The sequence below is a fragment of the Glaciecola siphonariae genome (assembly GCF_042652645.1).
Classification (GTDB): domain Bacteria; phylum Pseudomonadota; class Gammaproteobacteria; order Enterobacterales; family Alteromonadaceae; genus Glaciecola; species Glaciecola siphonariae.
Genome location: NZ_JBHSGU010000003.1, coordinates 1 through 13,963, shown reverse-complemented (window position 1 = coordinate 13,963; position 13,963 = coordinate 1). Strand labels below are relative to the sequence as shown.

Below are 13,963 nucleotides of genomic sequence, written 5' to 3'. Positions count from 1 at the left end.
CTTTTTTCGCACGCCAGATTCAAAATAAAACACATCTCCACACCATGTTCGGTAATGTGGCATGACCAATTTTGATGTATTATTGCGTAGAAAATGAGCGCAATGCAAGCTCAATTTTGCATTTTACGTTCAAGCTAAAATACCAAGATTCGAATGTTTTCTGCAAAAAACGCTTAAATTATTATATTTTAACACGTCCATGCCCCGTTTTTGTGTTTACACCCACAAAGTAAGTGAGTGAGTTGAGCTTATTGATAAACTTTATTTCATTAAATTGGCTTGACCACTTGACACACTGTCCAATATTTCTGACACTGTGTAAAAAATTTGTAAAGCAAGTTAACAAATACGCAAGTATCTCGGAGAAGGTCATGCACGCACAAAACACACACTCAAGGTCTAGTAACATTTTATTTCGCCCGTCGTACATAGCTGCTTTAGTGAGTACGGCATTAACTATGGGCAGCGGTATTGCGTTTGCTCAAACACAGGAAGCACCGCCCCAAACCGATACTGAGAACGCCACTGAAATCATTGAGGTGCGCGGAATTGCTGAATCATACCGCAACGCCATCGCACAAAAGCGCAATTCTGCTACGATTGTTGATGCTTTATCTTCAGCCGACATGGGTGCCTTACCTGACTTATCAGTAGCTGAAACGCTAGAGAGAATTACCGGTGTGAGTGGAGATCGATTCAAGGGTAATGCGAGCGAAATATCGATTCGAGGCCTCGGTCCGTTTTTAGGCTTTTCAACGGTAAACGGCCGCGCCATTTCATCTGGTAGCGGAAACAGAGCCGTTGCATTTAGTCAATTTCCTTCTGAATTAGTTAACGGCGTAGTGGTTTACAAAGCACAAAAAGCCGACATTCTTGAGGGTGGCGTTTCAGGCACTATCGACTTACAAACAATCAAACCAATTGATTATGGTAAAGAGCGCTTACAAGCTGAAATGCGCGTCAACTACAACCCTTATCACGATAAGATTGATGGTGAGAACGGTTTTGGATATCGCCCCACGTTTTCATACACCAACACGTTTGACATGGATGATGGCGGCAAATTTGGCTTTGCCATCGGTTATGCAGGCGCAAACATCTCGTCCCCAGAAGAGAGCTACAATACCAGCTCAACCCTTCGCAATTGTAACTCTGATTTTGGCGCCGACGGCGGCAGCAATTGTAGCTTCAGAGATACAAATGCTGCTGCAAATGGCGGTGAAGCGATTAACGGTGATTATTACTTTATTCCCAACGCATTCTTTTATCGCCAAATGGCATCTGAAGAAAATCGTGACGCTGTCATTTTTGCAGTGCAGTATCAACCAAACTCAGACATTGATATTAATATAGACGGCCAATGGTCGAGTCGATACTACTATGAAGACCGCCACGACCTATTATTCGACGACGGCCGCAGACGTATCGCGAATTGGCAAACCAATGATGAAGGTGCGCTGTTAGCATACAGTGGGAATTCAAGAATTAGCTCCTATGGCGAATATCGTGTGCGCGATGAGGATTATCGCGGAATAGGGCTCAATGTGGATTGGACCATCACTGACCGGCTAGGTGCAGAACTTGATGTTTCTTATTCAGGCACAGAGCGCTATCAAACGCGCACTTATACCCGTTTTAGAAGCGACAGATTCTATTATGACTGGCAAAATCAAGGAAGCAATAATTTTGCCAATGTCAGTAACGTGTATACCGACTTTAATGACCCAAGTGGCTCATCGGTCGACTGGCTTTCAAGCATTCAAGACTTGTCTTTTTTCGATGCTAACAGCGAAGCGCGTAACTATCGCTTTGATATTGATGATTCTATTGCTGCCTATCGGTTAGACTTTGACTATGTTTTAGAGAGTGATTTCTTTAACGACGCCAAATTTGGTGTTCAGCGCTCTGTTAGATCGCATGACAATTATCAAGAAGAGCGCAGAACGCTTGGCACGCCAAGTAGTGTGAGAGATGAAAAGCTAGCTGAAGTTGGCGCGAGCTGCTCGATTGACTGGCCGCAGACTGATTATGGTGAGGATGCAAATTCGCCGGTAAGCCAGTGGGCAACATACGATACTCGATGTGCTTACGACGTGCTCGTTGGTGATGCTGACTTGTCGGTAGACCCGCGCTCGCCCTCATCAGGCGACGTGCGTCTGACTGAGCAAATCACGTCATACTATGCCATGGTGTCATTCAGCACGGACCTTGGTGATGTCACACTCGACGGTAACATTGGTGTGCGTCAAGTCAATACCGATATAGAGTCGGTGGGCATCCGCAACTCTTACACCGTGCAAACCACACCTGAAGGTAATATCATTTTTAATGAGAACAGCGATACCGAAGTGAATTTGCTAACAAATGACTACAGCAATACACTGCCGAGTTTGAATTTGAACTTCGGATTGACTGAAGATACCCAACTTCGGTTTGCTGCATATTCTGCGCTTTCTCGCCCTGATATGTGGTATTACGGCTCTGCACGTAACATCGGAGGAGCCAGCGCCGATGACGACTTTGCGACAGTAGAAGAGGCCTTGCAAGATAACGTTACCGCTACCGGCAACCCATTTTTAGAAGCCTTAGAGTCAGACAATTTAGACCTCAGCTACAACTACTTTATAGGGCAAGACACACTTTTATCTGCGGCTATTTATTATAAGCGCTTTGACGCACGCTTGGAGTCTTTGAGTGGGTTTGAAAATGTCATAGTAGACGGACAGTCGTATAATGTAGAAGTGCAGGGGAGGCCAACTATTGTAGATGACACATCTTCTATCAAGGGGATCGAGCTTACCGTACAGCACCGCTTTACCGACTTGCCAGCACCTTTTGATGGACTCGGTGTAGTATTTAACTACAACTACGCTGACTCCGATTTTGAGACACCGGAAGCGGGCGGCGCTATAAGTGATGAGGTTTTGGAAGTTATACCACCGGCTAATGTACCAGGATTGTCGGACACTACTTTCAACACGCAGCTGTATTGGGAAAATGATGACTTTTCTGCGCGTCTTTCGTATAAGTATCGCTCTGAGTATCTAAAGCCATTTGGTGCGAGCTTGGCTCAGACCAATCGCTTTGTTGATGATCAGTCTTCATTGGACCTTGATTTATCTTATGACTTGACTAAGCATCTCACGGCGCGTTTTCAAGTGATTAACATCACAAATGAGCCCTATGTGGAGCAGCGAGTTGCTCGTGAAGCATTTAACCGGATTGAATATTCTGGACCGCGATACTTTATTGGTCTGAAATATAGACTTTAGATCGCCATTAAACGTATCTGCTACATCATGAGCCACGATTTTACTTAATATTTTTATCATTAAATAGTATGACAATAGAGGGGACTCACTGTGATTGAAACCTGGAGATGGTTTGGTCCTGATGATTCAATAACGCTTAGAAAGATAAAACAGGCGGGTGCAACGGGCATTGTAACGTCATTGCACCAAATACCCACTGGTGAGGTTTGGCAAAAGTCAGACATCCTTGAGCGCAAGGCGCTGATAGAGGCCGAAGGTTTGACGTGGGAAGTTATCGAAAGCATACCGCTTCACAACGACATTAAAACCCGTACTGGCAACTATGAGCAGCTAATTGAAAATTACCGCGTGAGTGTAAAAAATGCGGCAGAGTGCGGTGTGTATACGATTTGCTATAACTTTATGCCGGTAGTGGACTGGACTCGCACCAACTTAAGCTATCAATTGGCCAACCAAAGTCATGCACTGCGCTTTGAAATGAGTGATTTTGCCGCATACGATATGTTTATTCTCAAGCGTAATGGCGCCGCTAAAAGCTATTCAAAAGACGTGCTTGCGAAAGCAGAAAAAGCATTTTCGCAAATGTCAGAAGAGGCCTGTGTACAGCTTGAAAGAAACATTATTGCTGGCTTGCCCGGAGGTGAAGGGTCGTACACGAGAGATACAATTACAGACGCCATTGAGCAATTCATTGCTTTAGGTACAGAGGGTTTTAGAGACAACCTGTTTGCCTTTTTGAAAGAAATCATTCCTGTGGCCGAGGCTGCAGGCGCAAGAATGTGCATTCATCCTGACGATCCGCCGTTTTCTTTATTCGGCTTACCGCGGGTGGTATCGACCGCTGATGATGCGCGGCGTTTGCTAAATGCAGTGCCTAGTCCAGCAAACGGTTTAACCATGTGCGCCGGCTCCTATGGCGCGCGCGGCGATAACGATTTGGTTGAAATGGTAAAGGAGTTTGCTGAGCGCGTGTATTTTGTGCACTTGCGAAATGTGACTAGAGAAGATGACGGTTCGTTTTACGAATCTGATCATTTAGGCGGTGATAACGACATGGTAGGTTTGGTGCAAGCCCTATTGAGTGAGGAACAGCGGCGCAAAAGCACAGGCAGTCCACTTAATCTATGCGCAATTCCAATGCGCCCCGACCATGGCCATCTCTTGGAAGATGAACTCAATCAACCTGGCGTAAAACCTGGATATGGCTATGTTGGACGCTTAAAAGGTTTGGCTGAACTACGCGGGGTCACGCACGCGGTAAGTGCTTTTATGCAAAAGAACTAGCCAATATATTGCCACTTATTATTAAGCTTAGTTGGAGCGGGCTTTGATATGCTGTATCGAGGCCCGCTTTTTTGTGCGCCCAGCGACTCGCATGCTCAGCAAATGAGTTGTTAAGCGAAAAAATTGTAGTTATCTTCTTAAGCCATTAGAATCGTAGCTAGTTTTGGTCAAGCCACCAGTTACCTTAAAAGAGAAGCACGATGAAGTCCTTGCAGTTAGAAATCGTTAAAAACGATCGCTTATACATGAAAGTAGCGGAGCAATTACGAAAGCTAATTGAAAACGACGTAATCAAACCGGGCGAACGATTTCCGTCTGAGCGAGAGCTTGCAGAAAAGCTTGGCGTGAGTCGCCCAACGGTGCGTGAAGCCATGATTGCCCTCGAATTGACCGGCGTTATTGAAATTCGCTCTGGCTCAGGGATCTATGCGTCGAAGGCAAAACCCAATCAGCAACTTAAACTCGACGACAGCGGCATTGGCCCTTTTGAGATACTCGAAATTCGTTTGATTGTTGAATCTGAGGCATGTGCGCTGGCCGCATCTCGCATTACATCAAAAGACTTAGCGCTCCTGCGTCAGGCGGTTAAAGATATGGAGGAAGAAGAAAAGCTTCCAAATGCTTCTGAAAAGGCCGACCAAGTATTCCACGAAATTATTGCTCGTTCGTGCCAAAACAGCGCCATCGAATCGGTGATTGGCTGGCTGTGGACACTACGAAACGAATCTATGCTGAGTACTTCTTTTTTAGAGCGAATAAGAAGCGAGGGCATACATCCTTCCATAAGCGAGCATCAAGCTATTCTAACTGCGCTTGAAAAACGCGATCCAAACGCTGCCCGCGAAGCAATGCGCCGCCATATAGAATCGGCGACTGAGAACGCAGCAAAGCATTTTCAAAAATAATTTGCCGTCATATACATAATAATTTGCTGGGCGAGAGGCTTGATGTTGATGTAAGTTGCGCGGGTTTATTCCCTTATGGAGACTTACATGAAACGCAATTTATTAGTATCGGTTTTAGTGGCATTTGGTATTTCGTTTACAGCAACTCAAGCGTTTAGCGAAGACTTGCCCGTAGCAGATATTGATGTGGTAATGGACTTTAAACAATTCTGTGAAGACATTGCAGAAGAAGAAGGTACCGACGGTATGGCATTGCCTGAGTTCTTATTGCAATGCGTTAACGATGAACTTGAAGCGGAAGGTTATCAAACAGTCACTTCTTTACCGCAGTAATACAAGGGCAATACCCCGATAAAAAATGCAATATGCTGCATGAGAACGTTTATTCTTACGTTCTCATGCAGTTTATAATACTGTCAACAAAGGGCTGCGGCCTTTCTTTTAACCTCACGCAATACATCATTACGCTGCATATTGCATGCTCTGAGACCGACGCGTTTTCAAGTTTATCTCCTAAACTAAGCGGCAGCATTACAGTGCCTCCCTTTGCCTGAACAAACTCTAGTGCATCGAGGGCGTTATTGCTTTTAATGCTGTAATGCTTAAATGCAGGGTTCAATGCTTGCACGCTCGCACTGGCTTTGCTGCTCCAGGTAATATGCGCGTAGTCATTGGCGCTTGCGTGATTGACGGTGTACAGGTAAAGGGCAATGCTGCGTAACTCAATACTTTCGATATCGGCAGATTTTAGTGGTTCAGTGGTAAAGGCAAAATCGATGGTGCGCTCATGCAATTGTCTTGAGAGCTGCTCGCTACAATGCGTTTCTGCGGTGATGGCAGCCTCTGGCAGCAGTTGTCGGCAGTGTTCTATAAGCTCCTCAAAAATAAGCGCACGCGCGTTTGGGGTAACACCAAACGCCATAAACTGGGCGTCTTGGTCGCCTAATGCGTGACGAGCCTGCTTTAATTTTTCAACCATGTCGGTTGCGTATGGGATGAGCTTTTCGCCCGCAGGGGTTAATTGAATGCTGTTGCGTACACGCGTAAATAAGGTGGTGTTAAAGTATTCTTCAAGCTGTTTAATTCTAGCGCTAACGGCAGCCGGCGTAAGGTATAAATTCTCCGCGGCCTTTGAGAAGTGTCTTGTTTTTGATACCTCTAAAAAGGTAGTAAAAAACCTAACGTCCACAACGTACTCTTTACAATCTGACTATGATGTTTAAAGCATTACTCTTTATTGCTCATAGCGCAAGAAAAATACCACTGTAGACGCTAGGTTTGTGCCGAGACCTTAATGCGCTCGGCGTTTACCCGCCTCGCTTATGCGAAGCTGCGCTTATCTACACGCTTAAAACTTGTCTTTGGCTTATGCTTTGCAAACATCTTTCTTTCATCAAAGTGCTTATCTGACGCATTGCCATCAACGGAACGCTCTTCATCAAAACCATAGTCTTTTTTGTTGAAGCGGTAATCTTTACTCATTTTCTATTCTCGATATTACTAATCAATGGTGATTGTGGCTATAGGCAAAAGCTCCTGCCCACATGACTAATATCGGGTTTTTTACAAAGAAGACCATCAAATTATTTTTGATCTGAAATCAATAAATTTTAACTCTTATAGGTATTTGTATGCAGTAAAGATTTGGGGCTACTCAGTTTGTCTATCTAACCACTCTACTCGCAGCACGTCCCGCATTGCTGGCCACGAAACAAAGTTCCAAAAGCTGGTATCGTTTGGGTTTAACACAAAATAGCCGATTGTTTCGTTAAGTACTTCGTCTTTTGCCGTGTCTACACCAAACAGCTCTCTATAAAAATTAATTCTGGCTTGATTCTTTTCAGCGTATCCGCGATAGCTTTTATGCTGGTAACCAATATCGTTGAGCGGATAAAACACTTTTTTCGGCACGCGTTTTTTTGCCTGGCTTACTCTTGATTTAAAAACTCTGTCGCTGCGCTGACTTTGAAACAAAGTGCCTGTGCCCGGCGGAGCACATTGAACTTTCACGCTCCAAGACAGCGCCACTACCCAATTATAAGACTGATAAATCGCCATGTACTCTGGAATGAGACTGGGTGAAAGTTGTATGGTCCAAGACCGCCTGAATCTTTCTCCAACGCCTGCTAGCACCTTGCGCAGTTGCTCTTCGGTAAATATCGAATCGGAATTGTCTCTTTCATCAACATATCGTTGCCAATATTTTTTATCATCAGAAACACTAGCCAAAGCCTTTGCTTCTTGTGGGAAGGGCCCAAAAATGCCCAAGGCCTCGATAAACGTTGAATTGTTTTTTAATTTTTCCCAGTCTTCATATTTAGGTGGGCTAGACAAACCGTAAATATAAGGCGTGTCACTGGCTCTGAAGATTATATTGTGCATCGTATCGCTACTTTTCATGCTCTCATTTGACTCAGGCAGCGGGTCGCAGGGCGAAGCAAAACCTTGCTTCAAGCGAAGGGTAGATGTTGATAGGCTTTTTGGTTGTTGGTACGCATGAGAGAGAGGCGGTTTCTCATTACTAAACTGATTAATATGCTCATGGTAGGCAGCTATGCCACTTGTTTGATTCTCTTCAATATCGCCAATTTGAGGGCCCTGTGAACTCGTCGGCCAAAGTGATATTTTTTGCGACCAATATTTCATAAGCCGCTGCTTTATATTTTCTTTATTAGAAAAAGACTTGCGATAAGACCTCGAGTCGCTTCGAAGAAAGGCGTCAATCAGCTTCTTATGCACTCTTACTGCACTGCATCCCCACAATAAAACGCGTGAACGATGGTCAAAGGCTTGTTGGGCATGAGCATTGCGTTGAGCTAAATCTCCTTTAACCGTAACATTTCGCTCTCTTAACCACTTTATCTGTTCGTCATTTAAGGTCCCGCGAACACTGTCAGCGCCCTCTGGAAAGGTACTTTTTAACCACTGATGTAAACGTATTCTAGTTGATAAGAAGTCATATTTTGAGCGGGCATCCTTATCGTAAGGGCTTCGTATTGGCGCCGCGACAAATTCTGCATCCGTGAATTTTTGTGCAAATTCACTGGGTTTCTCACAATTACTATCGTATTTAAACCACAAGCCAGCTTTGCCGTCTGAACGTTCATCGAAGCTGTTAACTAAGACAGGGCCGCCCCACCATGCGTGCGAAAATATAGAAAGTTCTATTACCTTCGTTTTTGCTTTACCCAACTGTTCAATTGCCGCATAAATGTCACTAATCGACAGTACGTTTTGTACCTTCGCTAGCTCACCGCTATCAATATGCTCTGATAAGTCTTTCACAAATTCTTTGGCTAGCGGGCTTAAGCGGATATCTTTTGTCTCAACAAACCAATCAAATATTCGCAAGAAACCGCCAAAGGTTTTGGGATAGCTCGATATGCCGCCGTATTCTTCGTACAGGCGGTTATATTTCGTTTTATAGTAGTAGTGATACAGATTTACGCCGGTTTTACCTCGAGTAAATTCACAATCTGATGGGCGTACTGAATATTTCGATTGAACTTGATTGTAGTAGGCCACCTTTTTCTGGGTGAATTTATATACATGTTGCGCATATTCCGCCCCCGACATAGTGCCTGTAGCGTCATACGGAGGCGTTTGCATGAGGGCGATTTTGCGCAGTGTTTCTTCATCGGGGATCCGCACGATGCCTTTATGCAAATCAGCGCCGCTAAAGCTGAGAGTAACGCCAGGATTGGCGGGTGGTAAGTCTCTAGATAAGCGTTTAAATCTTTCGCTTCGTTTGAAATCAAAGCTGCGGTCGGCAAAAAAGATAATGTGAGCCTTTACCATCAAAGAGCTCGAATTACTTATTTCTCGACAGCTTTGCTCATACAAAAAACCTTCTTTTTGGAACAGCATTTTTAGTCTGTTAACTGCAAGCTCGTCGTGATTGGTGGCATTGCGATGCAAGTACTTTATATTGTAAGAGCCGTCTTTTCGCTTGGGCAAATTAAAGTTATAACCCGAAACACTAAAATAGTGAGCTTCCTTGTTCATGCTATTTTTACGCCGCCTAGTTGCTGCAAGACATGCACATCACTGTATGGGTATCTCCCTACAATACTTTGCCAATGCTGGTCGGCGCCTCGTCCGGCAATAATGGCAACATCCCCTTTTTTCATTGCTGCGCATAAAGTATGAATCGCATGACTGCGCGGTGAACACTCTTCGTAACCATGTGCATGGGACAGTTGCAAACGGATAATAGCGGGGTCTTCTTTTCGAGGGTCATCATCGCTCACAATGACGAGGTCGGCGCTGCTAGCGGCTTTTGCCATAGAACGTCGTTTCTGTTCTCCCCAGCCACCCTTTGAGCTTAATAAAAAACCTACCTTTTCATTGTTTTTAAAGGCTGTGCGAGTACTGTTGATAACTGCTGTTATGCCGCCAGGATTGTGAGCAAAGTCGACTACTGCTATCACTCCATTGGGCATTCTCCATTTCTCATAACGTCCGGGGGGAGAGCGCAGCTCCATGGCCTTTTCGAGTAAGTGGGCTTGAGATATTACCTTGTTTGATGCCAATTCTGAGTTGGCGTGCAAAAGTTGTTCGGCTAACGACAGTGCAAGTCGACAATTTTGTTGTTGGTAGCTCAAATCAAAGGGGGTGGCGTGTTCCTCTGGTATCACATACTCAAGTCCAAGATCGTGACATTGCGACTGAACGGGCAGAAGACCTTCTTCGCTTGAGTCAAAAACGATGATGCCGTTGGGCGCTAAATGTGAAAATATCCTTAGTTTGGCTTTTACGTAGGCGTCGAAATTGCCATGAACATTCATGTGGTCTTCGGTGATGTTAGTGAACGCGACGGCGTCATACCTGACTAATCGATGCAGACCTTTCGCTAGGGCCGCACTGTATACCTCAATCGCTATCACTTTTAAGTTATATTTTTGCGTTAGCCAAGCGATATAAGTTGGCAAACCTTTTACGCCCGAGGGGACCTCGCAGCGGTCTCTTACACCCTCGGGTGTTTCAACACGTTGCCCAATAGCCGCCGCTGGAATGCCCAACTTATTCAACAATGACGCTAACATTGTCGTGACTGAAGTTTTACCGTTGGTGCCAGTCACTCCTACTATCAGTGGAAGTGAGCCTGACATTTTAGTCGGTTTCCTCGTCGTTCTTTCGTTGCATCATATGCCCATGCTCATCAACCTGCACATTGGTATCGAGCATAACTAAGGAAGTCGATATTCGCGTTAACCAAGTATCTACTTCAATGTCGCCTTTCTGTCGACGCTGAGTTGCTTCGCGCATTTCTTGATGCAAGGGAAGCCATCTGTCATCAGTTATATTCGCCGGTTCAGTTGAATATAAGGCGGGGCGTCCGCGATATACAAAGTCGCGCACGCTATCTTCAAAATTAAGTCTAACGGGCACGAGTACTCTTGCTATACCCGAGCGCAAAAAGTTTGCATGTAAAGGGTCGGCGTGTTTTAAGGCCACCAGTTTCGCCCACTGGTTCGGCTCGTTCCAGTAATATGGATATAGGGTAAAAGACATATTGGACCATTCGAAGGCTTGTTCAGCAAATCGTACTTCAACGGCCATGGGATCTAAGCGTTTTCGACTGATTGGCAGATTGCCTTCGAGCATCGGCCCTTCGTTTTTCTCCATCACAAGCGGCGTATCCCAACTGCTTTCATTGGTTACGCGTTCTTCTGCTAATTTCGCTTCTCCGCCCATAAGTTGCAAGCACAAGCGCTTAAGCTCATCGCGTTCTAACTCTCTTAAACGGTCTGGTGGAGCATCCACTACATCGCCTACAGATTGGTTGGCCAAGGTTTCAGCATATTCCGCTTTGGCAGCAGAAAGTTGCGCTTGATAGGCTTCAAAAATGGCATCATAGATTTTATGTTTCCACTCAGTCATAGTGCGCTTGGTGGGTTTGGTCTCCACTTGAATTAGAAATTGTACGGTTGCGTCATGGCGCGCATAAAGCGAAAAGCCTAATGTACCGCGTTGACCTTTAGCGCTTTTAAATTTAAAAACCGTTGAGTCGTCATCGCTTGATAGTGTTGGCCAGCCGCCGGATTTTTGCAGCGTTTCGCTCCCCATGGTGACCCAAACTTCAGGGTCGGTGCTATGCTGCTTAAAAGCGGTAATAGAGACGTTTACCGAGGTAACTTCGTAGCCACGCTCTATGAGTAACGAACCTTCTTTTCTTACCTTTTGCGCACCATTTGAGCCTGAGTCAGCATCTGAGGCAACTTCCGTCATCGTTTCACCCTTCGGCTCCGGCGGGACAGGTGCGTTTCTCACTCCCCATTTTTCTACGTGACTTTGGTAATTCTCAGGCGTGATGTCATCGATTTTTAAGGCCGGCTTTTTCGGAAAGTTCTTTTCAGGCTTTATGCGCTGATTGTCGCTAAGTTGCCGCAAATACGCGCCAGGCGATGGGATATAAAACTCATAAAAGAAGCGAACACCGCGGTTTACAAGGCGCATCTTATAGATTTTATCTACGTAACGATAAACGCCAGCGATATGCTCACTACTCTTGGTATTATCGAAGCGGTGGATGTTCGATTGCTCAGTTTTTGAACGCTGAACTTCGTTACGTGACTCTTTAATTCTAGATTGCGTTCGCTGAACCGCGCTTTCAGTGACCTCTTGCGCAAATTGGCTTGAGCGTTCGTTTGACGAGCGTTTGGCATTTTCTTGGGAAAACTGCATGCCTGCTTTTACTTCAACGGTGGGGCCATACGAGCCCGATACATTAATGCTCAGTTCGTTCTTGGTTCTTTTTTCTATTTCTTCTTTTGACGCAAGCTGCAGCTCAAAACGTTCAGAGCTTTGCAGGTTTGTTTCCATGTAGTGCTCAGTTTCTTCTTCTTCAAATAGCGTGACTTCCTGCTCATTCGATTGTTTATGAGAGCGCTCTCTGAACTCGCTGGCGAGAACATTTTCAACGTAGGCGATTTCGCCTAACTCATAACGATATAAGTCTTGTTGAACAACCTGCAGATCGCCAACACCTACCGGGCGGAAGAAACTCGGCATAGTGTCAATATCTTCTTCGCTTATTTTATCATCGATGCCGGGGCCTTCCTCGAAGGCGTTGTCGAGGTCGGGGAGTATCGGCCCTTCATCAAGTACGTTGTCATCGCTTCCTTCATCTAGACTATTTGAGCCACTTCCTTCATTAAGCGCGGAATCGTTATCCCCCTCATTCAAGACATTCCCGGCACTTCCCTCATCGAGTGCGGTATCGTTGTTCCCCTCGTTTAATGCATTGCCATTGTTTAACCTGACACCTTCAAAACGATTATTACGAAAAAAACGGGCTAAATTGGGGTTCACAGTAGCCGAAAGCACTGTATTTGGCTGTAAGCTATTCACGATTGGATTGATATTGTCTGAGGTGGCGTTTGTTGTGTCGTTATTCAGCACAACAACATCGTCTGAGTCTAGATCAGATACTGCTATTACCTTATTAATAAGCGCCGCGTCTACGCCCGATATCATCAAAGCAGAGAGCGCTTTGTCGGCGCCAATTTCAGAAACGGCAGCTTTGAATTCTGTCGGTTTTTTTGAAACACGGTTGAGTTGTGAATATATGGTGAAAGCTTCAGAAGACGTGACAGAAGCAAGCGTGATGGTATTTTTGTCATTTTTTGCTTTTGTAGCTTCGGGTGGGCGCAAGGCTACAAATTTAAACACATCGTACGACATACATTGTCCTTTACGTATAAGTTCGCATTAAGCCATACTTCACGGAAATTAACGTGCGGCGTCCATTAGTCCCATGGCGTAGTTAGTGTAAATACTAAATTGTTCAATTATTGTACAAAATAAATTTACAAGAATCTAGGGGTCAGGTTCCAAATCAGAATCTAGGGGTCAGGTTCCTTGAAAAGGGAATCTAGGGGTCAGGTTCTTTGAAAATGCCTCTAAATAAACTAGGGGTCAGGTTCCTTGAAAATGCCTCTAAAGGAATCTAAAAGGAATCAAGGGGCAGGTTCCTCGAAAAGGTATTCCGGAACACGGACCAAAGGACCAAGTTCTTGAATCAAGGGGTCAGGTTCCTTGAAAAGGTGTTTTCATTTTTAGCTTACGCTGGAATCTAGGGGTCAGGCTCCTTGAAAAGGTGTTTTGAATTTTAGCTCTCGCTGATTAGTTGCTCAATATGAAATATGTCTTGGCTGTAAGTGGAAAAAGAGAGGCGATTTAAAATAAGATGTTTAAGAGTTTGTTTTTAAGTTAAAAATCAATTTTCTCGCTGCGTTAGAATTATTGTTCTCAACATATCTATCCATGTTGGTTAACGTGGAAATCAAGGAGCACTTCCTATCAAACTTCATATTGAAAATAAAAAGTGTCTAGTTGTTTAGGGGACGATCACACCAGTAATGGCGTGGCTTTTATTAGCATGAGCATCATGCGTTATGTGTACTAGCTCAGACTTGATCTGACACTTACCCGCTTTTCAATCGGTGCCTGTCAGATTAGATTTGAGCTAAGTTCTTTTCAGCCCAAATCGATTTACTA

Annotated in this window: 9 protein-coding genes; 4 read left to right on the top strand and 5 right to left on the bottom strand. The window is 44.8% G+C overall.

The features are described 5' to 3' along the window. Positions 1-440 precede the first annotated feature (440 nt). The 4 genes from ACFO4O_RS10715 to ACFO4O_RS10700 all read left to right on the top strand — a co-directional run bounded on the left by ACFO4O_RS10715 (position 441) and on the right by ACFO4O_RS10700 (position 5,794). Positions 441-3,272, top strand: a complete 2,832-nt coding sequence (locus ACFO4O_RS10715) for a TonB-dependent receptor (RefSeq protein ID WP_382408356.1) — start codon at positions 441-443, stop codon at positions 3,270-3,272. Positions 3,273-3,362: 90 nt separating this feature from the next. After that, positions 3,363-4,556: a mannonate dehydratase gene (uxuA, locus tag ACFO4O_RS10710; RefSeq protein WP_382408354.1), complete on the top strand. Its 1,194-nt coding sequence runs from the start codon at positions 3,363-3,365 to the stop codon at positions 4,554-4,556. Positions 4,557-4,756: 200 nt separating this feature from the next. Further along, positions 4,757-5,461 (top strand): FadR/GntR family transcriptional regulator, encoded by a 705-nt coding sequence (locus tag ACFO4O_RS10705; protein ID WP_382408352.1) that lies wholly within the window; start codon positions 4,757-4,759, stop codon positions 5,459-5,461. An 87-nt stretch (positions 5,462-5,548) separates the two neighbouring features. Beyond that, on the top strand, positions 5,549-5,794 hold the full coding sequence (locus ACFO4O_RS10700) for a hypothetical protein (protein ID WP_382408350.1): 246 nt from the start codon (positions 5,549-5,551) through the stop codon (positions 5,792-5,794). Positions 5,795-5,849: 55 nt separating this feature from the next. Here ACFO4O_RS10700 and ACFO4O_RS10695 read toward each other — a convergent pair whose 3' ends face one another. From ACFO4O_RS10695 to ACFO4O_RS10675, 5 genes are all read right to left on the bottom strand, one after another. Beyond that, the gene (locus tag ACFO4O_RS10695; protein WP_382408348.1) at positions 5,850-6,650 is read right to left on the bottom strand and encodes a LysR family transcriptional regulator; all 801 of its coding nucleotides are present in this window, start codon (positions 6,648-6,650) and stop codon (positions 5,850-5,852) included. 131 nt (positions 6,651-6,781) lie between these two features. After that, positions 6,782-6,943, bottom strand: coding sequence for a hypothetical protein (locus ACFO4O_RS10690; RefSeq protein ID WP_382408346.1), 162 nt, complete (start codon positions 6,941-6,943; stop codon positions 6,782-6,784). A 168-nt stretch (positions 6,944-7,111) separates the two neighbouring features. After that, positions 7,112-9,466, bottom strand: a complete 2,355-nt coding sequence (locus ACFO4O_RS10685) for a hypothetical protein (RefSeq protein WP_382408344.1) — start codon at positions 9,464-9,466, stop codon at positions 7,112-7,114. Next, the gene (locus ACFO4O_RS10680) at positions 9,463-10,572 is read right to left on the bottom strand and encodes a Mur ligase family protein (RefSeq protein WP_382408342.1); all 1,110 of its coding nucleotides are present in this window, start codon (positions 10,570-10,572) and stop codon (positions 9,463-9,465) included. The genes ACFO4O_RS10685 and ACFO4O_RS10680 overlap by 4 nt, the downstream gene beginning before the upstream one ends. Before the next feature lies 1 nt (position 10,573). Beyond that, positions 10,574-13,147, bottom strand: coding sequence for a hypothetical protein (locus ACFO4O_RS10675; protein ID WP_382408340.1), 2,574 nt, complete (start codon positions 13,145-13,147; stop codon positions 10,574-10,576). Between the last annotated feature and the right edge of the window lie 816 nt (positions 13,148-13,963).